This is a genomic window from Microcoleus sp. N9_B4 (genome assembly GCF_036701635.1).
Classification (GTDB): domain Bacteria; phylum Cyanobacteriota; class Cyanobacteriia; order Cyanobacteriales; family Microcoleaceae; genus Microcoleus.
This window is the reverse complement of sequence record NZ_JAUBRC010000079.1, coordinates 1-21,851: the sequence shown is the minus strand read 5'-3', so window position 1 is coordinate 21,851 and position 21,851 is coordinate 1. Positions and strand designations below refer to the sequence as shown.

The window sequence follows — 21,851 nt, the reverse complement described above, 5'->3', positions numbered from 1 at the left end:
TGAGCAATCCTCCGACGTTTTCAATAACTGCGAAGTTTGGTCGTGCTGTTTGGATAGCTCTGAGCACGTCGGGGAAACAGTTTCGGCTGTCGTTGACTGCGAGTCGCTTTCCGTCAACTGAGAAGGGTTGGCAAGGCGGGCTAGCAGTGATGAGCTGTACGGAGCTGTTGAGGTTGAAGTCGCATTTTCTGATGTCGTCGATTCTGTAGATTCCGGGAAATCTTCTTGCGAGAATTCGGCGGCAGTAGCTGTTCCATTCACAGAAATAGTTTGGGCTTCGTTCCCAGAGTTTGATTCCGGCATAGGGGAATCCTGCACCGATTCCGCTGCACAAATCGAGCCATCCATCAATTGATTGCATACTTCCTCACTGTTGACTGTTGACTGTTGACTGTTGACTGTTGACTGTTGACGAGCAGCCCATTCTTTGAAAGCTTCTTCAAACTGTTCGCGAAATTCATAATCACCCTGCTCCGGCGGTTCAGGGTCTAACCACTCCAATAAATTGAGTTGCCCGTCGGCTTCTGCCACATGATGGAGCTCGCCAAATTCTGTCGGGTTCCAACTGTCGGATTCATCCAAATATTTAATGCTGTCGTCAATCCCGAAAAATTCCTTTTGCCAATCTCGCCTGTGTTCCCACTTCCACAAACCTTGTTTGCCAGTGGCAGGAATTGGTTCGATCGCCCTCACATTCTCCAGCTTCCAAGCATAGCGGCCGACTTGCCAATTACCGCAGCGCAGTTCTGTTTCAGTCTGCTGATTGATGAATTCCTCTGTCATGAGAACGCAATCAGTCAATTGAGCGATCGCAATTACTGCGGAATAAGGGCAATCTTCATTCAATAAATCTTTGAAAGATTCCACAACTTTTTTATGTTCCCGCAGTTCTTGTTTGCCTTTGGGTTTGCGTCCTGCGTGAATTGCGATCAGACCGCGATAACTGGTTGGCCAATCACGAGTTTCGTACTGTTTATGGTCATTAGCAACTAAAGAAGCCCACGGCTGATGCAAAGTGACAGCAGTCAATTCAACTGATTCTGCGGATAGATCATTCCCTCGTGCAGCTTCACCAATCCCCGGCGCTTCCAAAATTCGATCGCCCGCTTCACCTTCCACGGCTCCGCCCTCAAAACAAACGAGATTTCCATCCAGTTTGTCGGCCGCTTTGCTGTTGTTGCGAGAAACACGACCTTTCGATACAGAATTCGATCGAGCCGATTTGGAACTGCTAGATGCAGACTTAGGCTGACATTTACGAGCTGCTGATTGTCCATTTTTAATCACCATGACGGGTTTACCTCACATTTTTATTCTTCTAATCTTTCCAAGGAGGCTTCATGGAAGCCCATCAAACTCTGGCGGCCTTCTAAGCAAACGTCATACCACCAGCCTTGCGATCCGCCTCGACCCAAAACTTTAATTCCATCTCGCCATGCAAGGCCAAGAATTACGCCTCGGCGACCAACACATTCAATTTTGTCCCCAAACCAAAACTTGGGCGGGTTAAACCCGTTGAACTCGAACAAGTCGAGGTAGCAGTTGAATTTGTCGGTTTCAATGTCTGTAATGCGTTCTTCTATCCAATCACTCACCAATCTATTTCCTCCTGAATTTCTACAGTCAAAGAATTGCCGGAACATTTGCCTGAGTTAGAATTCACTTCGTAGTCAAAATCGTCTTTCAAAATTACCTTTTGATTAACAACTCTGAGCCTGTACTCTTCAATCAAAGATTTTGCGTTTACTTCTACCCAACGAGAAATTAAAGTCGGCTGCGTTGGCATTCTAGAAGCAGCTTCCAAACAAAAATTCTCGAAAATCTCTCTCTCTGCATCTGAAGAGAGAGATGAAATAAAAGTTGAAAGAAAATCTGAAGAAGAATATGAAGAAGAATATGAAGGCTTCCTCAAACTTTTACTCTGCTTAGCTTCTGGTTTTTCTCCTGTCACGATGAAAGACGCTCTGTCTACGATCGTGGATTCGTTGTCTACGATCGTGGACGGGGTGTCTACGATCGTGGACTGGCTGTCTTCGATCGTAGACAACTCGTCTTCAATCGTGGACTCACTATTAATTGAATTGAGACTGAATGAAAATTTGGTATTAGCTGGCGCTGACCAATTGATGCTGCCTTCTGCTTTTAATTTGCTTATAGCTGAGTAGAATGCAGCTCTGCTAATTCCTAACTTATCTGTAATCTCTTTCTGCGTTTCTTTAAGCGTCCAACCGTCTTTGAGCCTGATTTTGAAGTAGAAGTAAAGTAACCCTTTTGCAGTAAGGTCGCCTTTCTGGTAATGGGCGATCGCATCCGTAAGAGTTACGGGGTAATGCTGCGGTTTTGTCGGCACTGTCTAAAACTCCCTCCCTGATTGAATTTGAGCCATTTTGTGAAAGATATTGTGCTTTGGGTGAATTAGGTGCTAAATTGAATTAATCAGGTAGGTAAACGGATTCACCTATCGATTAATTATTAATCTACACTAATTCGCTAGTTAGTGCATATTGTCGTTACAATATTTTACAAAATGGCAACAACTCAACCTCAAACGCCTATTCTTTCGTGGCTTATTCAGGAACAGGCAGACATTCCGGGCAAAGAGCTATCTGAGACGGCCGGCATTGCTGCACAAACTTGGAGCAAAGTCAGACAGGGCAAACAAGATTTATCAAGCGAGCTATTGTGGCGCGTCATGCACGCGATCGCATACTTACGCCCAACCTCTGACTGTGCTCGTGTTGTGACAATTATTCAAAAAAAGCGCCATCGACGGGTATCCTTGCCCGATATGATTGAAGCTGCTGAAATAGATGAGCTAGAGGAAGCTATGGTGCTGATTGTTCGGAGATTATTTCCTAAAGAGGATAAAGATTCGCGTATTTCCACCGATATACAAAATCCGGCAAGACGCATAAAATCTTCCATCCTTAGATAGACGTTTTATGGAAAATATAAAGTTTGTGGGGATAGAAGAGTTGGATCGACTTATAGATGGCTTGAGCTCGGAAGATAAAGAAGAGCTTGCAAGCCGACTGTTCAAATCTTTGTCAACAGAGGCTCGATCGCGCGTGATGGGGCTGACCGATACAGGTCTTACTGTGGTAACTGGTAGTTTTGTATCGCTTAACTCAGATATCGCTATAAATATCCAGAATTCAAACAGCAGCACTCTTGATGTAGAGGCAATTTTCAATGCACTCTTAGAGCACAAAAGAAATAAGCAAGCTAGGCATTAAATTTTATAAACGCCGCCCTCTATAACTTTGGCAACTCTCCACGCTGACTGATTGCCCATTTTTCCGCTGCGGATAAATACGAATGAACCGCGCTGGAACCGATCGCCCGTTGGCTTGGTTCCAATTAGCGCTCGAACTTCCGAACTCGACAACAACCAACTGGATGCGATCGCCCGTTCCAAAGCTGCATAATGTTGCAGCGGGTCGCGGAGTTTTGAGAGATGCCTGGCGAAAGATTCAGCCAGTTCGAGCAAGTCAAAGCTTTGTTGTGAATTGTCCAGTGACTCGGTGGACAAACTGTTAACTGACGGCTGATGACTAATGACTGACGACTCTGGCTCCATCACTTCCGGTTCTTGTGGAAAATCTGCGATTGCACTGTGGGGATTAGCTTTGAGCCATTTATCTAGTCGATCGAGTTTGTCCAGTTGCTCGGTGGACAATTTGCCCCTGCTTACTTGTTTTATGTTGAGTGCAGCGATTCGATCGTAGACGGCTTGCCTGCTTGCTAAGTCATAACGTGCCTGTAAGCTTGATACAGCATGGAGTTCAGTCATAATTGTTAATTTTTAGTTTGTCCACTAGACAATTCTAACTTGTCTAGTGATGCGGTAGACAAGTTACTGGACAAGTTGTAATTATTTTCTGACAAAAACGAAACCCGTTTCGCTTCTTGCAGATAATAAAGAGTTGGATTTGCTTGGTTGGCTGGTGTGATGCAAAGTCCCCGGTTTTTATGCTTAGTTGAATATTTTTTGTTGGGGCAAGAGAAACTAATTTATACAGAAAAAAGCCCGTCTGAAGTAACGATTCAGACAGAGGCTTTACTTTTGAAATATATTTCATAATTATACTCCACAATGCAATTTGTGCCGGGGGTTTTTTCGTGCTGGTCGCGATCGCTCAGTGTTATCGAGTCGGAGCCTGTCGCTTTTTTTCAGAGGCCAGGTGAGTCCTTGCCCTCCCGGTCGCTGCGTTCCGGTCGGTTGCGCTCGTGCCTCGTGCGGCCGGCGCTAGCGCCGGCATCAACAAAAAAAGTTTCGATCAAGTGCGATCGAAACTTCAAAGTTTTTGAAGACCTATTTTTAATTAGCTTCAGCTTCTCTGGATTTGATGAAAAGTTCGATCGCTTTCACTAAAGCTTCTGATTCAGATTCTCCTGCTTTTAATACTGCTAAAAATTTTTGATTAATCTCGGCTTCTCGGTATTTGATGAAAAGTTCGATCGCCTTGACTACTCCTGCTGACTTGGATTCGCCTGATTCCAATACCGCGAGGAATTCTTCTGCGGTGGATTTAGGTACTTTACTATCAATTTTTACTTTGGGCTCGACCGCTGGCTCAAACTGCCCTACCCAGTTGGCGATCGCATTCTTATTTCCTTTAGGCGGTGCCATATCTATCTATTAGCTAATTTTGCTGATTAGATCAATTTAGCACATTTATCATGCAGTCTACCGCATAATCAACTGTAAAGAAATGTTACAAGCTATTGCATTGTGCGGTAGACTGCACTATTATAATAGAAGACAACAAAAAACAGCAAGCGCACAAACGCCCCTGCTGTCAACAAATTAGCTATCAAGGATTATACCACAATGATTGACCCTAAAAGATTCATATATTCTTTCGCTGCAGTTGCCCGTATGCTAGGCGTAAAGCCGGGAATGGTTAAAAAGGTTGAAGTCTGGTTTAACTGCATTTTTGTTATTGTTGCAGGTCGTCGTCCTAGATTTTGGAAAAAGTCTAGTTTCACAAGTCATTTTGTAGATTGGAGAAAAGACCAATCTGAGTTTTATAAAGTCAGAAAAATTTCTAATTCAGTTTTTGAAGTAACCAATGGTAAATCTCTCTACACATTAGATGCGTTACTTAATACTATTCGTTGTACTTGCAATGATTATGATAATCAGCATCGTTATTTAAAAGGTCGAGGTTGTTGCAAACATGGGTATGCAGTGTTGAGATTTCTTGGGTTCGATCGACTGAGTGAATATATAGAGAATCATCGTTGGCTCAATACTAATGATGAAGAAATAGACTACGACGAAGCCAATCACTACATATTTGGTGCTAGTCATTGCTAAAAATTAGGGGGGCGCGCATCCTACACGCGAGTCAACAAATTAGGAGAAAACATGATGACTAAAAGAGAAGAAGAGCTTTACCAAGACAGCAAATATCGTATTGGCGACAAAGTTGAGGTTCAGCTTTTTAGCGAATCGGCTGATGAAAATGGCGCTTATACTTTTCAACATCTTGACAAAGAATACAGCACCACAACAAAAGGGACTATCTCAGATTATGTAGAAGAAGATGACAAAATTCTGTACATCATTCCCTCAGAAGATGGAGTAGTCATCTATCACAGAAACGAAAATGAGATTGTGAAGAAAATCGATTAATTAATTAGGGGGCGCGCATCTTACACGCGCAGCAACTGTCAACAAATTAGCTGTCAACTGAACCATGAAAACTCAAGAATTAAGCGACACTTTCGCTTCAACAACTTACCCAGAATTTCAGAATTTGATGGAGTTTTTGGGAGTAGAATTTAACAATCCACAAGAATGCGATCGCGACTGCATCAAGAAATTTAATCAAGGCAAGTGTGACGCGCTGTTTTTGGTCGAGCCTGAATCTGAAGATTTTAGCTACTTGTGCGGGTGGTACTGGCAAACAGAAAAGCTAATTCAATCTGATTCCATTACTCTCACAGTTGCTGAGATGTTCGGAGAATTTTAAGCAAACCTAATGGGAGCGTTCATCGCTCCCTTAACAAAATGGAAACTGAAAACGCAATCGTTGAAGTTAAAGCGCAAGAAGTTGTCGAGTCAGAAGCTAAAGTCATCGGCACTTTAGCAATCCGCAACGTGGATGATTTAAGCAGAATTGCCAAAATGTGTGCAGGTTCTGGTTACTTTCAAGATGCACAGACTCCAACTCAAGCTGGAGTTAAAATCCTCACCGGCATGGAGTTAGGAATCACACCGATCGCAAGCATGACAGGCATTCACGTTATCAACGGCAAACCAATTATCAGTGCAGGCTTGATGGCAGGAATTGTCAAACGCTCTCCTGTGTATGATTACAGGCTCAAAAAATTGACAAATACAGAATGCTTCATTGAATTCTTGGAGCTTTTGCCTCAGAAAGAATCGCTAGGACTTAGCACTTTTACGATCGAAGATGCCAAGCAATCCGGTGCTTTGAGTGGGAAAAACTCTCACACTTGGAGCAAATACCCGCGAAATATGCTGTTTGCTCGCGCAATCAGCAACGGTATTAAATGGTTTTGCCCCGACTTATTTATTACCCCAGTTTACACAGCCGATGAATTGGGAAATGCAACTGACGAAGAAGGCAACCTTATCAAATGATTAGCGTTTAGGCGGTTCGCTACCGCCACCATAAATGGTAGCATTTAGATTTATCTTCCCAAACGACGACGAAGGATTTGAACTGGTAGACAGTGAAACTACTGCTGAAATAGAAGACGACGAAGATGAGGAAACTTCTCAAAGCGCTGAAGATGATGTAATTTGGGAGACTGAAGAAGATTAACCAACTGCGATCGCATCACCTCAGAGTCGGAATGCGATCGCCTGCCCGGAGCTTGTTATTCACCGGGCTATTTCAAGATCAATGCTAAATAATGACAAATACAATTCTGATTTAATGTTGACACACGAACAAGCCACAAATTGCAATGACCGCAGCAAAGATTATCAAGCTGGATACCGCCAAGGCTATTGGCATCAACCCGAAGAAGAACCAGAAAATCCTGATTATATGGAAGGATACGCACAAGGCTGGAATAATCGCTCTTCCGACGGTAACTAATTAACCAACTACGATCAAACCACGTCAGAGCGATAACAATTTAGCGCATCAGCGGGAGTAGCGCCCCGCGTTGTTAACAAATTAGCTAAAACTATGGACAAAGTTTTGTACGATCGAATAGTTAATTACGCGAAAGACATTGAATTTGGCAAACCTGTGCCAAGGTTTGCCAAACCTTGGCAGCAGGATGGATTAGAAACAGCTCGCCAAATTTACGAATACATCAAATTTGGTGGCGAGCAGACTGCTAAAGAAATTGCAGAAGCCTTTGAAGTATCACCAGAATATGCAAAGCAAGTAATTTTGGCTCTACAAAATGGGGGAGCTAAGATACAGGCAGTTGCCGAAGATTCGGGCAAACAGCACAGACACGCACACAAATATTTTGTTGCAAAATCGTGAGTATGAAATTAAAATACTCACAGAAACGAGTTGACGCAGTAGCAGAAAAAGCTAGCTTTCTTGGCTATCAGTTAGTAGATTTGTCTGAAAGGTACTACTACCGCGAACGAAAATATAAAACTTACGGCTTGGTCGATCGCAGGAATGGAATCTTGGCTTGTGCTTACAATCGGCTTGAAGACATAGAAAAATACCTCGCTGAAAAACCAAAGCCTTAAGCCAATTTATCTTTGTAAGAAACGAAACCCGTTTCGCTTCTTTGAGGGAAAAATAGCCAAACTAAAAGCCCTTGGAAAAAACCAAGGGCTTAAATTTTTTCAATTACTTTGCAATATTTCTAAACTGCAAAGAATATCGGGCTGATTTAAGTTTTGGAACTGAATGTAACACTCTACTATTAAATGTTACAATCTCACCGTTTCTTAATTCAAAATTCTTCTTTCCCCATCGAAACTTAGTAGTCGGAAATTCCCCAAATAAATTGGGGCTATCGTCCACCAAATTAATCAACGTCACTTCTTGATCGAAACACTGTTTATCTAAATGCTCACCTATTTCTCCTCCAATCTCATATCGATACAATAAAATTGAATCTGCTTCGGGTTTATATTTGTCCCTTAATGAAGCTAAATATGGATCTGATTCAATTGGATCTCGGTCAAATACGTGCGATCGATTAAAGTAAAACTCAGCCTCAAAACCCCACCATTTCTTAGTTCTACAAGTTTGACGACCTGTAAAAATCTCTATTTCCAACTGCTGACGATGACACCAATTCATCAATTCAGTTGATTCTTTGGTAGACAAAATTTCGATAGTTTTCATTTGATTCACCGGCTAATTTGTTGACACTTCTATTATAATGCAGTCTACCGCTCAATACAATACTTTCTGAAACTAATTTATATCTAAATTCTAAGTTTTCTAAAACTTTGCAATTTCGATCAAACATGAGTGAAACTTTTTTTCTTGCCGGCCGCGCCGAAGGCGGGGACGGCCGCCGGGGCCGCCAGCGGCGGAACCGGCCGGCCGAGGCACGAGGCCAACCGGGGGAGGGAAGCCGACCCCGGCCAGAGAACCCAGGCGAAGGAGCAAAAGGTAGGAGATCGGCAGACAAGCTCGCAGAACAAAAAGCCCCCGGAAAAAACCGAGGGCACCAACCAAACCGGGCTAGACGCTAGAAACCCAAAGACAACTGGGAAGCAGGCCAACCAGAAAACCACCAACCGCCGCCCAACGAAACAAAACCCCAACCAGCAGGCGGCGCGAAACCAAACACCAACACCGGCAACCCAGAACCAACGGCAAAAGCGGCCGAAGCCCACGAACCAGAACCGGAGCCGCAAAACGCACGGGAAGAAGAAGCAGAAGGCAACAGCCCGGCAGGACACAAACCAGACGGAAACGACACCCAAACCCCACCAGCTAACCGAACAGCCCGAACCACAGCAGCCGAACGCGCCGCAAACGAACCAACACCGGAGCCGAACGACGACGCAGAAAACACACGGGCAGAGGGAAAAAAGCCCCGGAACGCAGCATCAACGCCACGCGCACACCCAACGAACACGGGACAACCGAGAGAACCCACCCGCGCAGCCACCGACGCGCAAACCGCCGGAACAACCGACCGAGAACCCGAAAAACCCACGGCACCGCAACCGGCCCGCGACAACACCGACAACACACCCGAAGGCAAACCAACCAGCGGACAACGAACAGGCAACACGCGAAACACCGACCGCCGACGAACCCGCAGCAACCGCACAAACACCGGCACCGACACACCCCAACCACCCAAACACCGACGCACCCGGCAAAACGGCAGCGACAAACCGGACGCAACCGCAGCAGCAAACCCGGAAGCAACCGAGGCCGAGGAAAAAACCGAAACCACCACCCACCGGGAAAAAGACCGGGAAGAACGGCGAACAAAAGAAAAACGGAAACCAGCCACCGCAGAAGCGAGCACAGAGACGGCCGCAGGAGACGGGGCGGAGACGGACGCGGGGGAAGAAAGACGAAGCATAAATTTGCAGCTAATTTGTTGACATATTTATATTATAGTGCGGTAGACCGCATAATACAAGCAATTAACAATTAGCAAAACTTATACCTTTCTCTCCCTTTTTTTCGCTTCTTATCTTTCCCCAATGTAGTTTTTGGCCGCCCTAGACAGCATTAGATGCAGATGTGTCAAGGGTGAAAGGGCCCAAATAAAAAAAAACGCAGTAACCACTTAAACCGGCCCTTTCATTCAGTTCCCTTGACACATCTGCTACGCTAGATCTCTGAGCGGACAAAAACGGCTGGGTAAGCGACAGAATTTGTATAGTTTCTATTAAAAAATGCAGTCTTTCGCAGCTCGCCAACAGATAACGTTCAGGACTTGCAAATAAGTTTTGCTGTCTGCGAAAGACGGTTGGGTAAGCGGGTGATGCTTGATTGGGACGATCGATACAACACGCAGGGGCTGGACAAGGGAGGGCAAAGTGAAGAGCGATCGAAATAATGAATAATACCCTTTTCCAGACCCGGAGTAACCGTTTCTCTTCTTCCACAAACTAGGGATGCAGCTCGCTCACGAGTAGCCTCCAGGGCTTGCAAACAGCAGTCGCTTTCTGCATCCCGGCATTTACTGGTGCAGTCATTTGCAGTTGAGCCAGTTAATAACCTTTGAGCTTGCAGATAACCTTTGACGGCCCTGCAAATGACGGCAACGGGGATAGATAGCCTTTGTGTACTTCGATCGACAAAAACACGAAGTAACTGCTTTTCTTTTGTCGAAACAAACAACATTTAACTAAGCAAAAAAGTGGGGGCCATTCCGTCACATCGATCGCTCAAGCAAATCCAAATTCTTCTCTGAAATTTGATACAATTTAGTTAACCTTTTTCTGTGAAAATTATGCTTTTCAACGAAGACGATGACGACGATAGATCAAGAACACGAGGGAGAAATGGAAGCTGCAGTTGAAAAAGAAGAAGATGAGGAATGTGTAGACCCTAACTTTGGAACTGACGGTGTACTCACAGATCCTAATGGAGCCAACTAACTCTCAATCTCTCAATCTCTCAATCTCTCAAAGTTTTGCTGCAAGTTCACCCTCTTGCAGCTTTTTTAACGCTTAGATTTACGATAATCCCAAGGTTTTTCGCCGTTGCTTCTCCACAGCCCAAGATTATTTTTTTGTGCATAAGTTTCAGCCGATCGAACTGCTTCCCAATTCGGACAGTCTTTCTTATATTGCTCGTATCCATAAGCCCAGCCTGCGATCGTCATCTGCGATTGAATTAAGCCGCTGTTGTTCCAAAGTTGTGCAACAGTCCTTCCGTATCGATCGACTGTTATCGGTTGCAAATAAACCTTGTTATTCCCCTTGCTAATAATTGATCGAAGGTAATTGCGCGATTCCTCACCCAGTGGCTGCTTGAGTTCCGGCGCATCTATGCAGGCAAAGCGTATTTTGAGCACTTCTCCTTTGGGCGATCGAACTCGCAGCGTGTCGCCGTCATGCACAGATTTTGGCACAACCTCATATTCCACAAGGTTTGTGGGCATATCAGGATTCATCGGCCCTTGTTTATTTTCTGGAAGAAGCGAAACGGGTTGCGCTTTTGTCAGAGAAAAATATCCCAGCACTCCAATGAAAATTAGAGGGATCGCATTGATAAATTTATTCATTATTTTCTACTGCCAACTTTTCTATATTTTCGCAGATTTTCTTACTTAAAAAGATAGGTAAATCTACGGATTGCTTTAATTTTGATGATGCGTGTAAAATCTTTCACTTTATAAATGAAGCCCATGAATTTACTACAAAAGCTGTTTGCTGGAATTGGATTAGGGGCGATCGCATTTGCTCCTATTGCTGCGATCGGACAGACTGCAAACTTTACATCAGTTCACAAGTGGACTGATGCAGCGTCTTCCAAAACTTACGTTTATGTACCTGCTCAAACAGCCGGATCTCCGGTAACTGATTTCACTACTCCAAGAACTGCAAACCCTAGAGTGCTCACTCTGAATAATTGCGGTTGGGGAAGCTTTACGAAGTCAGCAACTTCCCCTCCTGTTGGGCTTACGGGTGCTGATTGGGCTGGAAAAACAAGCGGCGCAGCGCCAACTTGTGTTAAAGATCCAAGTCCGGCGACAACTTATACGACTTCTAATACTGGTGCTACAGGGACAGTTGTAGATGACGGCACAAAAATTTGGATTCGTGGCGGTACAGGGCCCGGCTCTGTGACTGTAACTATTACCACCGCAGCAAAAATTACTTCCAAGGCTAACGCTTGTGGATTTGTCAGAGTTGCTGCTAGTGCAACTCGTCCGCTCACTACTTTTTCAATTGGTGCTACAAACTATACTTTGGCAGACTTGCCATCTGTTACAGCACCGATGATTTGCCGTAAAAATGGTACAACTTCTGTAACTTACGTTCCTGCTTCATAATCATGAAACTAGCGATCGCTGCATTTGCATTAATAGCGATCGCCCTTCCTCAAGAAGGTGCGATCGCACAAGCTGTTTATAATGCTCCGCATAAGTGGGTTGATAGTTTTGGGAAAATTCGAGTTTTTATTCCTGGCACTGCTGATACTACTGTTGATGTAATTACAGAGAGCAGCAAGGAATATACTTTTACTGTTGATTATTGTGGGTGGATCAATATTCGTGAATCGGCTACTAGAAAAATTAAGAGTTTTTTAACTTCAGTAAATTCTTTAACTGTTAATTTTGCTACTCCTTTTCTTACCAATACTATAGCTCCTGCCTGTACTCCGGGTTCTAATGGCATTTGGAGTCTTTGGCAGTGGGGAGATACAGTAGACAAGCCAAATGGCTACCTATTCCGAGTTCAGGGTACTTTCTCTTATTGGGTGAAAGTTCGTCCTGCCCTTCAAACTGCTGGAGGTATTCAGGGTTTTGTTACTTATGAAAATACAATTAAATCTAAAATTAACAGTTGCGGATTTGCCACAATTATTGTGTCGCCAACTCGCCCGATGACTACATTTAAAATTGCTGGTGTAGATTATAATCTAGCAACTTTACCATCCGTAAATAAACCCCAGATTTGCAGAATACAATCTGGGGTTAAAATGCGCTACGTTCCATTAAATTAATCATTCTTCTCCAGAGTTTCCTATTACTAGCAATTTTAGTCTGATCAAGGCTGCTTTTAATTGTCCCCATTCCCTAAAAGCCTGTAGCTGTGAGTTATTCAGCGATGATTCCTGTTGCAGCATTGCGATCGCATCATAGCTGCCTGTCGCGAATTGCACCTGAATCAATCGTGTTTGCTGCTCCTTCAATTTGGTAGCAGTCAGTGAGGCTTGAAATTCTCGTTTTTTCAAGTCAAAGTCAATCACGGCGAAGCTAACTTGCTCTTTAATTTTGTTGGCAAGTTCAGCACGTCCGCGTTGAAGTTCGGCTACTTTTACAGATAGATCGGAGATGGCGATCGCTGCTGCTTTTTGTTGATCGTTTCCTCCGGTGAGCGATCGCAGTATGGGCAAACCAATTGCTGCCAGTAAACCATTTACAGTTCCCACTGGTCGCGTAAAGATTCCCACAATATTATTTAGAAATCCTCCCGTTTGTGGCTGTTGCTGTTGATTGTTAGTTGTTGTTGTGGTTGTCTGCTGCGAGAGGAAATATTGTAATGCTGGTTCAAATACAGAGAGTCTGATTGATTGTTTATTAGTTGCTTTTGCCTCTTCAATTTTTCCATTAATCTCTTCAATTTTGGTGTCGAGGTCTACTAATAGCGCATTTTTGCTGGTTGCAGTTGCTTGTAATGATTCGATGCAGGCTTGATTGGGTTCGATGCAGGGTAATTCGCCGCGCATCTCTTCCCATAGGTCAGCGTTAATTTGCGATCGTAACAACTCGCCGGCGTTGATTGGATTTAGTGGGTTTTCTTCGCTGCCTAGTGGTTTAGTAACTGCTGGGGTTTCGTCTGGTTCTGCTGGCTCTTCTCCGGGTTCTGCTGGTTCTTCCGCTGGTTCTGCCGGCTCTTCTTCTGTGGGTTCTTCTGGCTCGTCTGCTGGTGGCGGTGGTGGTGGTGTAGTCTGTCTTACTGCTGGCTTTGGCGCTACTGGTACGGGTATAGGTAGTTGTGCTACGGCTGCGGATGTTGAGATTAGTAGTAGTGCGATCGTAGTTACTTGTATTTTCATGGTTGTTGATGGGTTGGAGATTGTACACCCAATGTACTTATCCAAGAATACTACAATCCTGTTACAAGTTCACCTGATTTACTCGACGTTTTCAACTGTCACACTGTCACCGCCTCACTCTACCCTACCGTCATCACACACCACACTACATCAACCAACCTCAACAACTAAAACACCCAACACACACACAACACACACCATAAATACAGAAAAACCCCGCCCTATATAGATTCAGGATAATTAATTCTGCTAAATTATTTTTAAGGCTGTTTCAGCTTCCGAACTTGTTAATTTTGTTGAAAAGTTCGGATATAAAATTAACTGATGAATTCTAACCGAGTTCGACTGTTTCAGAACTGCCTTGCATTCGTTGATTGATAAAGTCCGCTTATATATTACAAGGTATGCCCAGAAAATTAATTTCAAACAATTATCTAGCTAAGACATGGAATTACCGGGGATTAAATACTTTTTGGCGACCAGAGCGATCGACTGTTAATGACATTCCTGAAGTTGCCCCAAGTCAATTTGTACCTGATAAAGTTTTTCAGTTCGGACGGCGGCGGATACAGGATGTTAAAAATCAACTGTCAGGCGCTACGGCGTTACATTTTTTTACTGACGATTACAGGCTATCGGGACTTTGGACTGAGCCGAAAAAATCTATCAGATCGCTCTACCACTTCCCCGCAGTGTTTGCGCCGGATTTCACGCTCAGTTTTGAGTTTCCCGAGCCTGTGAATCGTTGGAATCATTATCGAAAAATGTGGCTCTCGGCTTGGTGGCGATCGCAGGAACTCGAAGTTATTCCGGTTGCTAATTGGTTGGGACCTCGCTCTTATCATTGGTGTTTTGAAGGGATGCCGCGTGATTCTGTGGTTGCGATTTCAGCGAATGAAGTTTCAGATCCTTCTGAGTTTTCTATTTTTTTCCAGGGATTTAAGGAAATGGAGCGTGTTTTGCAGCCCAAAGCTGTGTTAATGATTGGCGGAAAAAAGCAGTTATCAGAATTGCGAAAGGCTATTATTACTCCGATTTTTTATTTTGCAGCACATTAAATGCCGTTACTTTTGTAGTACCTCATTTAATTTTGGTCAATCTTTTAATGTCCAATCTGGATATATTTTGTTAAGCCAAACTTGAAGCTTTTGTATATATATTTTTTCTGTTCTATAGTATTGTCCCATTGCTTGACCAGCTAAATTAATTGGCCAGCCTATACCAACTATTTGAGGTGTTTCAGCTTCAAGTTTAAGATTTTCACCGCTTCCTGTGTATTGTGTATATCTTACATTTGTATAATATTGTTGGTTTCCCCATTCATCAGTTTCAAAATATGCTGTAGTGTCAGTTTCTTCTACCGTACTCCATACGTTGTAAAGTGTCTCTTTCTCGCCGTCAAAAAAGTACATATTTACATGATAATATCGTAGTGTTGGCCACGGATTTGTATTGCCGCCGCCACGTCCTCCCATTATTCCACCCCCATAATTATAGATACTTCTAGCTGGTTGTTAGTCTGCTTTTCAACTTTAATGCGCCTTACAGTTCCATTATAAGGCGATCGAACTGTAGATAAATTAGTCAACTGCTGCTCAATTGCAGTTAATTTAGATTGTACCTCGGCTAGTTGGAACTGCTGATTGCGTCGTTTCTCGTCTGTTTCTTGCTTGCGATAGGCGTAAATGCTTTCGGACTGGTTAGCCTCTTCCACTCTTCTAATTAATGTAAGACGATGATTATATTCGTCTTCCATCCGCTTGCGTTTGGCTTTCTCAAGCTCTGAAAAATTGACCTTGACTTCGGCTTCCGCTTGCTGCTTGTCTAATGCAAGTTGGCTGATTTTAAATTGATTCTCATTAATAGCTTGCCCGATTTGTGCTTCAATATTTGTGATTCCTGCTGTAGCTTTTTTCGCTTCAGCTTCTAGGTTTTCACTGATTGCTTTTTCGTGGTCATTGTAATGAGATGGCAAATTTAAATCCCTCACGGCTTCGGCTTTTTTAGTCTGCAATTCTAATTGGCGCTGTGCTTCCTTTTCTGCCTCTCTAGCCTCCTCTAACTTGGCTTGTAGGATATCAGGTGGAATAATTGCCGCTGCCTGTTCTTGCCTTAATTTAGCGTCAATTTGTTGGAGTTTTAACTTTGCTTTCTCAATTTGTGCTAATTCCACCGAATAATCAGCTTCAGGTAATGCTAGCAGTCCTGGAATTTCTGCTGGTGCTGGGGGATTAATGACTTTTTGTGACTGGATTTTGTTGAGGCTGATTTGTAATTGTTCCCGCTGCAATTCTAACTTTTGCCTTTCCTTTGTTCGATCGGCTAAAAGTTGCCCTGCCTGTACTTTGTCACCTTGCTTTACTTTTAAATCTTCAGGTGAGGAGAGTTGAATAGAGAATTTTAATGTGCGTGGCTGCCCTATGGATTTAGTTTGCTGCTTGGTAGTAAAGGTTTCCGATTCTGGCAAAAGCGAAACCGGTTTCGTTTCTGGTTCTGGGCTGGGTTGTGCGATCGCGTTGCAGCTGCACAAAGTTACAGAAATTAATATCGTTATAAATTTATTCATAATTCTTTAATCGCCACTTTACCGTCTTGAATCCATAACCCGCCGATTGCATCTTTAATCTCTGCTGGTCTGGCATAACGTAGTGTAATAATTGCCCCTTTTTCGATAGTTTTAAATTGCTCTAAATCTTTTAGTTCCCGTACTTCTGTAATTTCATCTATTACTAATTCTCCGCTAATAAAGCTGTTACTTGGTAATGAGTTAATCCATTCGTCCGCGTCGGCTTCTGCGATTTGTTGCTGTCGCGATTTGGATGCGATCACATTACCTTGACGAACTGAAACGCTTACAGGGCGGATATTGTCGCTTGTGGTTTCACCGATTCGGTAAATTTTGCCGGCTTTATTAACTCCTATAAAACTGTTTCCTTCGGCGGCTACAACTTCAAATTCTTCGTTAACTGCTTTATTGCTACGGTTGATAATTCCATCCACAGTTGCAGTGATGCGTTTTTCGTCACCGTATTTTCTAAAAATCTCGGCTGCGGTGTTGGAAGTTTTAAAGAAATTAGTAGTAAATGCTTGATGTAAACCGCCTCCAGAAATTACATTAAACCAAATTACACCGATTAAAACGGTTAAGAATAGTATCGTTATTTCTGCTTTTGACCCGGTGCTCATTCGAGCGTTTGGGTTCATTGGGCAAACCCAAATATCACGTGAGGGCCAGCAGATTTGTACACCTGATTTGGTAAATAAGTCGCTGCAACAGCTCAGGATGTGACCGAGTGGCATTGCTAGCCACAATTGCCAGCCGTAGAAGTACCAAAGCGGGGAAGCTGCGATCGCAATCCCTATAGTTGCTAACAGCGAGTGAGTGACGCTCCGGTGAGGATACCGATTTTCGATCCAGTTTGCTAAAGGCCAGCAGGCTGCCCCGATCCATGATTTGGTTGTATCGATGTCTGGGAATTGCGACCCGACAACTGCTAGGGCTAAAACTGACGGTTCAACGCTACCTATAATTAGTGTTGTTCCGGTTGCAGCGATCGCGCAGTGAGTAATTGCCATCATATCTTTTGATTTTCCTTTCTTCCTTTGCTAGTAAATGTCCCAAAATTTTAAGCATTAAAAAGATAGTTAAGATTAGACCTCCAATAACATACAGCGCTTGCTCTTGGTTGATTGTAATTATTATTGTCTTGGTCGTAGTTATGCAAATGTGGTTAATTGTCATCATGTCCGTCGGTTTCCCCTTGGTAATAATTTCCCAAATGATTTGAACATTACGAACACAGTTAAGCTGAGGCCTCCAATAATGTAGAGACCTTTATCGCCGCTAGCTAGCCCGATAAATCTAATCATTCCAATTCCTGAAAGTAGCCCCATGATTGCTGGTGAAGCGTCGCGGTAGTTGCTTCCATCTTTACTGTCAGCGTTTAACGTTCCCGTTTGTAATTCCTCAACTAGCCTCATAGCTAGCATTGGATTTCCCCCGGCTTGACTTGCGAGTTCAGAAATTTTCCAAGTTGCTAGCCTTGGGTTTTCTCTCAGAATTATTTGCCTGATTTGCTCTTCTTCTAGTGGTGGCAGCCTAAGCCTTGGGATTTTAAAGGTGATTCCTTCTAGCTCTCGCTTGGTCGCTGTTAGCAACAAACACGCGCCGCTTTCGTAAAGTGATTCTAACCAAAGCCGCAAGCTTTTCGTCCAGTTGTGGGCGTTGTCGCAGACTAAAATTTTGCCGTTTAAATTGGCTGAAATTTCTTTCTTTAAGTCTGAGGCTTTTAGAGGTTTGCCAGTTTCTTCGTCTTCTGTCGAGCATCCAATTCCCTCGGCAATTTCCACCAAAGTCTCGAAAACCGAGCCCGTGTAACTGCAAATTACTGCGCCCAATTCTTTTTCTACTTGCTTAGCCAAGAAAGTTTTACCGCTGCCCGGTTCTCCAAGAATTAACAAGCTCGCACCAGCTTGTAAATTTTCAATTACTGAGGCGGTTAGCTTGCTGCGGTAATCTGTTTCACCAACTGCGCGATCGCGTCTGGTTTGCTCTTCAACGCGGCTAACTTTTTTCTGGCGGCGCTTGCCTTCTCCCTCTGCAGTTCTTCGCGGTGATGGTCCTTGAGAGCTTCTTCAAGCCTTACCGTTGTTTCGGCGGCTGCATTCATCTCTACTAGCTGCGATCGGGTTAACCCGATGTTAGCTATTAAATTGCCGTTGTCTTCGTCTTCTTCCTGCTCAAAATCTAGTGTATCAATTGGCTCTAATTCTTCTGAGGATACGATCGCAAGCGCAGAGCCTTCTACAGCTTCGTTTATCTCCTCCTCTGTGAGTAGATCGTCCTCTGCGGGTTCTGTTATTTTTGCTGGGGCTGGTGCTGCGTTAACTGTTTCTGCTTTTTTGCTAGACATAATATGCTCCAATCTGTTCAACTTTTATTCAAGCTGATAAACTGTATTCAGTCAATTAAAATATGATTTCAGTTTTTCAGTATGAGTAACCCTCCAAAACCAGAAACAGTAAGGCTCACAATTGATTTACCTGTAGAATTGCATCGCTCATTCGCAAAATTGTCGATTGATAAGCGCACAAAAATGAGCCGAATTATGCTTCGCCTCGTTGAGATATTTGTGAGGAAGAATTCTGCACAACCAAAATCAGTAAATTCTCGGATTGATTCTTAGGTTGTGTGTGTTAGGTCATGTCGTACCTCAATACCACCTCACAGAGTTTTCTGCTCGATCGCCCAAAGCGCATTTTCCGCCTTTTCGATCGCCACATTGAAAAACTCCGCGATCGCATCTTCTACTACTGAAGAATCGGCGTAGTAGACCCCAGCGGTGAAAGTTGCCGCGAGTACGATCGAAACACCGCAAACTTTCCACATGAGACTAGAGATTAAATTGGCTCGATGCCGTCTAACTTGCGTTGGTGACAGTGCTACTGCTTTGGCTATCGCCTCGATCGAAAGCTGCGGATTTTCTTCAAGTAATTTTAAGATTTGTTGCCGTTTCACCTCACCTTTTTTCCATGAAGGATAATAAGCAACTTCGTTGACATGACGAAAATTACCGATTTGGTCTTGCATAGTTTTAAAATTTAGGATTGAATATTTTACACGATTTTTCATGCAAAAAGCAGCAGGGGGTTAGTCTGCTGCTTCAAGCTTGGTTTTCTGTGCGTTCCAGTTGACCAGAAACTGTTTAGACGCTGCACTGCGGGAGATTTCCATAATCCCTCTGTCTCTCCACACCTAATGCAAATTGCATGGGACGACGGCAACTATTTAATCTTATCACTTTATTCTAATAATGAATGCACAATTTCTAAATCGTCTTTTAACCAAAAATCAAATTCTTCCAAAGGGCAAGGGCGATTAAAATCAACTGTTGCGGTTGCTGTTAAGTTAACCGCTATTATTACCATCTGTGCAGAAAGAGTATCTAGACTAATTGGAAACTGTCCCTCGTTGCACCGAATGTAGCAAAACCCGCTGTGCTTTTTTATGATTCCTGTTACTTTCATAATTTAGAAGGAAGAAAGAAGAAGGAAGAGGGAAGAAGGCTTCCCATTGCAATTAAAAGTCTATCCGCTTAGCCGATTCCTCATTGATAATCTTGGCTAAAAATGCAATCTGGTCATTGTTAAATTCTGAAAGGTTACTGTTAATTGCAGTGATGTAATCGTTCAAACAATTCTCTTTGGCTTTGTTGAATTGTTGCTCTGCCAGCGGTGTCTCAGGCTGCACAAGGTTTTCAGATATTGGCGTTGCTGGTGTTGTTGGCATTGGGGAGGAGAAAACATCTACGACTGTGTGTGGATCATACCTCTCAGCTAACTCTCGATCGAAGTCTCTACGGTCAGGTAAAACCGATCGCCCATTGCTCAGTCCCACAGCGGCCGCAAGCTGTTTCTGCTCAGACTTCAAAGTCTGCGGTTCTAGCAGCGGTTCAGCTTCTAAGAATTTCTTATTCACTAATGAGTAGTGATTGTCAATGGTTGCGATCGTCCCGCGCTGGCCAAATGCAGTTCGGAACAAATCGAGACGCGCTCCGAAATAGACAAAAACACAATCGAAGTCGCTGCCTTTAACTGCGTTGCCCTCATCATTGAGAAAGTTAATTCGCCCCCTCCAATGGCAGATAGCAGAGGCATATTTATTAATCAGTTCACCGGTGCCAACATTCGATACAGTTCCAACTTTCAACAGCATAATTGCAGCACTAACATTGCCACGGGCAAACTCAAAGCAACAGCGCTCAACCCAGGGGAACGGGTCAGAGAATGGGGGATTAATGAATACTGTTTTGCTCCAAGTTTGATGCTCAGCTAAACCGTTATCATCTTTGTAGTAGCGCACAGCGCAGGGGAGATGATTGGTAACTGAACCTGAGCACGGGTCTAGCCAAATTTTCCCTCCCAAAGCCTGCTGTACTAATGCAACTACTGGCTGATCCTTAGTGTTGGGAGTCCTCCAACTATCGGGATCTTTGGGCGGTGCCGCCGATTTGAGCTGCTTTTTCTCATCCCGTACAGCTTCGAGTGCCCACCTTAAGCTGAGCGTCGGCTGATTTTCATTTTCCTCTGCAAGAAGCGAAACCAGTTTCGTTTTTGCCTCTACGATTTCCCAGTTTTTGGCAATTGCCATGTAGTTCTGAGCCGATCGAACTGAGATGCCAGCTTGCTCCAACTGATTCTCAAACTCTCCATACTGGCATTTTTTCTTAAACTCCTGAAGATAAACACCAGTTAAACGGACGCGGTGCAGTTTTTCTAGGGCAAGCTCAAACTCTTTGCGCTCGATGAGACAGATGAGCTGATGCTGCTCTTGCGCCATTGAGATGAGTTCAGCTTTCTCCAGTGCTCCGATGTTTGGCGGCAATTCAATCAAGGTACTTTTGTCAGTAAAACGCGGAGGCTCAACCTCCCACATCTGTAAATAGGTTGAGCCTATTTTCATTCCCTCTAATCTGATCGTTTTTGTTCCTGGTAAAAATTTCTCAATTTTTTTGAGTTCCCCCTTGTGCATACAAAAGTCAAATTCAAATAGCCACAGAAAGTTTGACTTTTCCCAATCAGTCCAGCTTTCAATCAATTCCGGCGACAAATTCGGCAAGGTACTCGACTCGCTTAAGCCCAACTGCTGCGACTCGCCAGTCAAGGGCATTTCCGAGGGCTTCCCTTCGATCGCGGTTGTCTCCGTCGCGGGAAGCAACTCCAATTTGGGGTCGATCGAGTTCGGCAATTGCTGCGCCTGGACTTGCGACAATTCTAGGGCTGTCCGATTCTCCTTCGGATTCGTAAACCCAATCGGCAGATGGTAGCCAAACTCTAGGAATTCCGGGGCTACTACCTCCCCATCTTGTATCAATCCCAATTGATTCAATTGAGTCTCCAGTCTGCTCTTGCCAGGGGGTCGGCTGTTCTCCCCCGAACTCAAGCCTCCGGGAGATCGCAACAATAATGAGTCTTTCTCTACGCCAGGGGCTGGCAAAATGGTCGCTGCTGATAGTTTGCCATTCTGCATCGAACCCGATCGAGGATAAGGTGTCAAGGATGTAGCTGAAGTAACTTCCTGGTTTGTCGCCGGGGGAATAGGGGCAATTGAGCAATCCTCCGACGTTTTCAATAACTGCGAAGTTTGGTCGTGCTGTTTGGATAGCTCTGAGCACGTCGGGGAAA

Annotated in this window: 34 protein-coding genes; 16 read left to right on the top strand and 18 right to left on the bottom strand. The window is 44.0% G+C overall.

What is annotated here, in order from left to right:
- The coding region (locus QUA43_RS31000; RefSeq protein ID WP_445302017.1) for a DNA cytosine methyltransferase at window positions 1-361 on the bottom strand (361 nt) is incomplete at its 3' end.
- Between the two features lie 170 nt (window positions 362-531).
- Between QUA43_RS31000 and QUA43_RS30995 the strand changes: the two genes are divergently transcribed.
- On the top strand, window positions 532-849 hold the full coding sequence (locus QUA43_RS30995) for a hypothetical protein (protein ID WP_445302016.1): 318 nt from the start codon (window positions 532-534) through the stop codon (window positions 847-849).
- Between the two features lie 166 nt (window positions 850-1,015).
- The gene (locus tag QUA43_RS30990) at window positions 1,016-1,252 is read left to right on the top strand and encodes a hypothetical protein (protein WP_445302015.1); all 237 of its coding nucleotides are present in this window, start codon (window positions 1,016-1,018) and stop codon (window positions 1,250-1,252) included.
- Window positions 1,253-1,310: 58 nt separating this feature from the next.
- Here the strand turns inward: QUA43_RS30990 and QUA43_RS29495 are convergent, their stop codons facing one another.
- On the bottom strand, window positions 1,311-1,595 hold the full coding sequence (locus QUA43_RS29495; protein WP_333379187.1) for a hypothetical protein: 285 nt from the start codon (window positions 1,593-1,595) through the stop codon (window positions 1,311-1,313).
- A complete protein-coding gene (locus QUA43_RS29490) occupies window positions 1,592-2,350 on the bottom strand; it encodes a hypothetical protein (RefSeq protein ID WP_333379185.1) in 759 nt (252 codons plus the stop codon). The genes QUA43_RS29495 and QUA43_RS29490 overlap by 4 nt, the downstream gene beginning before the upstream one ends.
- Before the next feature lie 177 nt (window positions 2,351-2,527).
- Between QUA43_RS29490 and QUA43_RS29485 the strand changes: the two genes are divergently transcribed.
- Both QUA43_RS29485 and QUA43_RS29480 read left to right on the top strand, forming a co-directional pair.
- The gene (locus QUA43_RS29485; protein WP_333379184.1) at window positions 2,528-2,935 is read left to right on the top strand and encodes a hypothetical protein; all 408 of its coding nucleotides are present in this window, start codon (window positions 2,528-2,530) and stop codon (window positions 2,933-2,935) included.
- Between the two features lie 7 nt (window positions 2,936-2,942).
- Entirely contained in the window at window positions 2,943-3,236 is a 294-nt protein-coding gene (locus tag QUA43_RS29480) for a hypothetical protein (RefSeq protein WP_333379182.1), read from the top strand.
- On the opposite strand, the gene QUA43_RS29475 is transcribed toward QUA43_RS29480, so the two are convergent.
- Entirely contained in the window at window positions 3,233-3,793 is a 561-nt protein-coding gene (locus QUA43_RS29475; protein ID WP_333379181.1) for a hypothetical protein, read from the bottom strand. The two genes, QUA43_RS29480 and QUA43_RS29475, sit on opposite strands and share 4 nt — an antisense overlap.
- A gap of 528 nt (window positions 3,794-4,321) precedes the next feature.
- Complete coding sequence (locus QUA43_RS29470; protein ID WP_333379179.1) at window positions 4,322-4,633, bottom strand: hypothetical protein; 312 nt, start codon at window positions 4,631-4,633, stop codon at window positions 4,322-4,324.
- Window positions 4,634-4,834: 201 nt separating this feature from the next.
- Here QUA43_RS29470 and QUA43_RS29465 point away from each other — a divergent pair, with 201 nt between their 5' ends.
- The 8 genes from QUA43_RS29465 to QUA43_RS29430 all read left to right on the top strand — a co-directional run bounded on the left by QUA43_RS29465 (window position 4,835) and on the right by QUA43_RS29430 (window position 7,699).
- Window positions 4,835-5,323: a hypothetical protein gene (locus tag QUA43_RS29465; protein ID WP_333379177.1), complete on the top strand. Its 489-nt coding sequence runs from the start codon at window positions 4,835-4,837 to the stop codon at window positions 5,321-5,323.
- A 51-nt stretch (window positions 5,324-5,374) separates the two neighbouring features.
- A complete protein-coding gene (locus tag QUA43_RS29460) occupies window positions 5,375-5,641 on the top strand; it encodes a hypothetical protein (RefSeq protein ID WP_333379175.1) in 267 nt (88 codons plus the stop codon).
- A 64-nt stretch (window positions 5,642-5,705) separates the two neighbouring features.
- Entirely contained in the window at window positions 5,706-5,981 is a 276-nt protein-coding gene (locus QUA43_RS29455) for a hypothetical protein (RefSeq protein ID WP_333379173.1), read from the top strand.
- A gap of 38 nt (window positions 5,982-6,019) precedes the next feature.
- Complete coding sequence (locus QUA43_RS29450) at window positions 6,020-6,616, top strand: hypothetical protein (protein WP_333379171.1); 597 nt, start codon at window positions 6,020-6,022, stop codon at window positions 6,614-6,616.
- Window positions 6,617-6,650: 34 nt separating this feature from the next.
- A complete protein-coding gene (locus QUA43_RS29445; RefSeq protein ID WP_333379170.1) occupies window positions 6,651-6,800 on the top strand; it encodes a hypothetical protein in 150 nt (49 codons plus the stop codon).
- A gap of 81 nt (window positions 6,801-6,881) precedes the next feature.
- A complete protein-coding gene (locus tag QUA43_RS29440; RefSeq protein WP_333379168.1) occupies window positions 6,882-7,079 on the top strand; it encodes a hypothetical protein in 198 nt (65 codons plus the stop codon).
- A gap of 93 nt (window positions 7,080-7,172) precedes the next feature.
- A complete protein-coding gene (locus QUA43_RS29435) occupies window positions 7,173-7,481 on the top strand; it encodes a hypothetical protein (protein ID WP_333379166.1) in 309 nt (102 codons plus the stop codon).
- Window positions 7,482-7,483: 2 nt separating this feature from the next.
- Entirely contained in the window at window positions 7,484-7,699 is a 216-nt protein-coding gene (locus QUA43_RS29430; RefSeq protein WP_333379164.1) for a hypothetical protein, read from the top strand.
- A gap of 103 nt (window positions 7,700-7,802) precedes the next feature.
- Here the strand turns inward: QUA43_RS29430 and QUA43_RS29425 are convergent, their stop codons facing one another.
- Both QUA43_RS29425 and QUA43_RS29420 read right to left on the bottom strand, forming a co-directional pair.
- Window positions 7,803-8,306 carry a hypothetical protein gene (locus tag QUA43_RS29425; RefSeq protein ID WP_333379163.1) on the bottom strand — a complete coding sequence of 168 codons (504 nt, stop codon included), beginning with the start codon at window positions 8,304-8,306 and terminating at the stop codon, window positions 7,803-7,805.
- Window positions 8,307-8,658: 352 nt separating this feature from the next.
- Window positions 8,659-9,294 carry a hypothetical protein gene (locus QUA43_RS29420; protein ID WP_333379162.1) on the bottom strand — a complete coding sequence of 212 codons (636 nt, stop codon included), beginning with the start codon at window positions 9,292-9,294 and terminating at the stop codon, window positions 8,659-8,661.
- 1,114 nt (window positions 9,295-10,408) lie between these two features.
- Between QUA43_RS29420 and QUA43_RS29415 the strand changes: the two genes are divergently transcribed.
- On the top strand, window positions 10,409-10,537 hold the full coding sequence (locus QUA43_RS29415; RefSeq protein ID WP_333379160.1) for a hypothetical protein: 129 nt from the start codon (window positions 10,409-10,411) through the stop codon (window positions 10,535-10,537).
- A gap of 65 nt (window positions 10,538-10,602) precedes the next feature.
- On the opposite strand, the gene QUA43_RS29410 is transcribed toward QUA43_RS29415, so the two are convergent.
- Entirely contained in the window at window positions 10,603-11,166 is a 564-nt protein-coding gene (locus QUA43_RS29410; protein ID WP_333379158.1) for a thermonuclease family protein, read from the bottom strand.
- A gap of 123 nt (window positions 11,167-11,289) precedes the next feature.
- Between QUA43_RS29410 and QUA43_RS29405 the strand changes: the two genes are divergently transcribed.
- Window positions 11,290-11,937, top strand: coding sequence for a hypothetical protein (locus QUA43_RS29405; protein ID WP_333379156.1), 648 nt, complete (start codon window positions 11,290-11,292; stop codon window positions 11,935-11,937).
- Between the two features lie 2 nt (window positions 11,938-11,939).
- Complete coding sequence (locus QUA43_RS29400) at window positions 11,940-12,611, top strand: hypothetical protein (RefSeq protein WP_333379155.1); 672 nt, start codon at window positions 11,940-11,942, stop codon at window positions 12,609-12,611.
- On the opposite strand, the gene QUA43_RS29395 is transcribed toward QUA43_RS29400, so the two are convergent.
- Window positions 12,612-13,667 (bottom strand): hypothetical protein, encoded by a 1,056-nt coding sequence (locus tag QUA43_RS29395; protein WP_333379153.1) that lies wholly within the window; start codon window positions 13,665-13,667, stop codon window positions 12,612-12,614.
- 404 nt (window positions 13,668-14,071) lie between these two features.
- Between QUA43_RS29395 and QUA43_RS29390 the strand changes: the two genes are divergently transcribed.
- A complete protein-coding gene (locus QUA43_RS29390) occupies window positions 14,072-14,725 on the top strand; it encodes a DUF4417 domain-containing protein (RefSeq protein WP_333379152.1) in 654 nt (217 codons plus the stop codon).
- Window positions 14,726-14,761: 36 nt separating this feature from the next.
- Here QUA43_RS29390 and QUA43_RS29385 read toward each other — a convergent pair whose 3' ends face one another.
- The 9 genes from QUA43_RS29385 to QUA43_RS29345 form a co-directional block, all read right to left on the bottom strand.
- A complete protein-coding gene (locus QUA43_RS29385; RefSeq protein WP_333379150.1) occupies window positions 14,762-15,142 on the bottom strand; it encodes a hypothetical protein in 381 nt (126 codons plus the stop codon).
- Window positions 15,142-16,233 (bottom strand): hypothetical protein, encoded by a 1,092-nt coding sequence (locus tag QUA43_RS29380; protein WP_333379148.1) that lies wholly within the window; start codon window positions 16,231-16,233, stop codon window positions 15,142-15,144. Before QUA43_RS29380 ends, QUA43_RS29385 begins: the two co-directional genes overlap by 1 nt.
- Window positions 16,230-17,246, bottom strand: coding sequence for a metal-dependent hydrolase (locus QUA43_RS29375; protein ID WP_333379146.1), 1,017 nt, complete (start codon window positions 17,244-17,246; stop codon window positions 16,230-16,232). The genes QUA43_RS29380 and QUA43_RS29375 overlap by 4 nt, the downstream gene beginning before the upstream one ends.
- A gap of 162 nt (window positions 17,247-17,408) precedes the next feature.
- Entirely contained in the window at window positions 17,409-18,128 is a 720-nt protein-coding gene (locus tag QUA43_RS29370) for an AAA family ATPase (protein ID WP_333379144.1), read from the bottom strand.
- Between the two features lie 38 nt (window positions 18,129-18,166).
- Entirely contained in the window at window positions 18,167-18,580 is a 414-nt protein-coding gene (locus QUA43_RS29365; RefSeq protein WP_333379143.1) for a hypothetical protein, read from the bottom strand.
- A 311-nt stretch (window positions 18,581-18,891) separates the two neighbouring features.
- Window positions 18,892-19,257, bottom strand: coding sequence for an AsnC family protein (locus tag QUA43_RS29360; RefSeq protein WP_333379141.1), 366 nt, complete (start codon window positions 19,255-19,257; stop codon window positions 18,892-18,894).
- Window positions 19,258-19,469: 212 nt separating this feature from the next.
- On the bottom strand, window positions 19,470-19,694 hold the full coding sequence (locus QUA43_RS29355) for a hypothetical protein (protein ID WP_333379139.1): 225 nt from the start codon (window positions 19,692-19,694) through the stop codon (window positions 19,470-19,472).
- A 52-nt stretch (window positions 19,695-19,746) separates the two neighbouring features.
- On the bottom strand, window positions 19,747-21,336 hold the full coding sequence (locus QUA43_RS29350) for a DNA N-6-adenine-methyltransferase (RefSeq protein WP_333379137.1): 1,590 nt from the start codon (window positions 21,334-21,336) through the stop codon (window positions 19,747-19,749).
- Window positions 21,257-21,851 (bottom strand): DNA cytosine methyltransferase (locus QUA43_RS29345; protein ID WP_333379135.1); only part of this gene is annotated, 595 nt, incomplete at its 5' end. The genes QUA43_RS29345 and QUA43_RS29350, both read right to left, overlap by 80 nt.

Bases quoted from the DNA above. Each gene is read 5' to 3' on its own strand.
- QUA43_RS30995 (WP_445302016.1), top strand. From the start codon at position 532: ATGATGGAGCTCGCCAAATTCTGTCGGGTTCCAACTGTCGGATTCATC.
- QUA43_RS29485 (WP_333379184.1), top strand. From the start codon at position 2,528: ATGGCAACAACTCAACCTCAAACGCCTATTCTTTCGTGGCTTATTCAG.
- QUA43_RS29480 (WP_333379182.1), top strand. From the start codon at position 2,943: ATGGAAAATATAAAGTTTGTGGGGATAGAAGAGTTGGATCGACTTATA.
- QUA43_RS29475 (WP_333379181.1), bottom strand. From the start codon at position 3,793: ATGACTGAACTCCATGCTGTATCAAGCTTACAGGCACGTTATGACTTA.
- QUA43_RS29470 (WP_333379179.1), bottom strand. From the start codon at position 4,633: ATGGCACCGCCTAAAGGAAATAAGAATGCGATCGCCAACTGGGTAGGG.
- QUA43_RS29465 (WP_333379177.1), top strand. From the start codon at position 4,835: ATGATTGACCCTAAAAGATTCATATATTCTTTCGCTGCAGTTGCCCGT.
- QUA43_RS29460 (WP_333379175.1), top strand. From the start codon at position 5,375: ATGATGACTAAAAGAGAAGAAGAGCTTTACCAAGACAGCAAATATCGT.
- QUA43_RS29455 (WP_333379173.1), top strand. From the start codon at position 5,706: ATGAAAACTCAAGAATTAAGCGACACTTTCGCTTCAACAACTTACCCA.
- QUA43_RS29450 (WP_333379171.1), top strand. From the start codon at position 6,020: ATGGAAACTGAAAACGCAATCGTTGAAGTTAAAGCGCAAGAAGTTGTC.
- QUA43_RS29445 (WP_333379170.1), top strand. From the start codon at position 6,651: ATGGTAGCATTTAGATTTATCTTCCCAAACGACGACGAAGGATTTGAA.
- QUA43_RS29440 (WP_333379168.1), top strand. From the start codon at position 6,882: ATGCTAAATAATGACAAATACAATTCTGATTTAATGTTGACACACGAA.
- QUA43_RS29435 (WP_333379166.1), top strand. From the start codon at position 7,173: ATGGACAAAGTTTTGTACGATCGAATAGTTAATTACGCGAAAGACATT.
- QUA43_RS29430 (WP_333379164.1), top strand. From the start codon at position 7,484: ATGAAATTAAAATACTCACAGAAACGAGTTGACGCAGTAGCAGAAAAA.
- QUA43_RS29425 (WP_333379163.1), bottom strand. From the start codon at position 8,306: ATGAAAACTATCGAAATTTTGTCTACCAAAGAATCAACTGAATTGATG.
- QUA43_RS29415 (WP_333379160.1), top strand. From the start codon at position 10,409: ATGACGACGATAGATCAAGAACACGAGGGAGAAATGGAAGCTGCAGTT.
- QUA43_RS29410 (WP_333379158.1), bottom strand. From the start codon at position 11,166: ATGAATAAATTTATCAATGCGATCCCTCTAATTTTCATTGGAGTGCTG.
- QUA43_RS29405 (WP_333379156.1), top strand. From the start codon at position 11,290: ATGAATTTACTACAAAAGCTGTTTGCTGGAATTGGATTAGGGGCGATC.
- QUA43_RS29400 (WP_333379155.1), top strand. From the start codon at position 11,940: ATGAAACTAGCGATCGCTGCATTTGCATTAATAGCGATCGCCCTTCCT.
- QUA43_RS29395 (WP_333379153.1), bottom strand. From the start codon at position 13,667: ATGAAAATACAAGTAACTACGATCGCACTACTACTAATCTCAACATCC.
- QUA43_RS29390 (WP_333379152.1), top strand. From the start codon at position 14,072: ATGCCCAGAAAATTAATTTCAAACAATTATCTAGCTAAGACATGGAAT.
- QUA43_RS29385 (WP_333379150.1), bottom strand. From the start codon at position 15,142: ATGGGAGGACGTGGCGGCGGCAATACAAATCCGTGGCCAACACTACGA.
- QUA43_RS29380 (WP_333379148.1), bottom strand. From the start codon at position 16,233: ATGAATAAATTTATAACGATATTAATTTCTGTAACTTTGTGCAGCTGC.
- QUA43_RS29375 (WP_333379146.1), bottom strand. From the start codon at position 17,246: ATGATGGCAATTACTCACTGCGCGATCGCTGCAACCGGAACAACACTA.
- QUA43_RS29365 (WP_333379143.1), bottom strand. From the start codon at position 18,580: ATGTCTAGCAAAAAAGCAGAAACAGTTAACGCAGCACCAGCCCCAGCA.
- QUA43_RS29360 (WP_333379141.1), bottom strand. From the start codon at position 19,257: ATGCAAGACCAAATCGGTAATTTTCGTCATGTCAACGAAGTTGCTTAT.
- QUA43_RS29355 (WP_333379139.1), bottom strand. From the start codon at position 19,694: ATGAAAGTAACAGGAATCATAAAAAAGCACAGCGGGTTTTGCTACATT.
- QUA43_RS29350 (WP_333379137.1), bottom strand. From the start codon at position 21,336: ATGCCCTTGACTGGCGAGTCGCAGCAGTTGGGCTTAAGCGAGTCGAGT.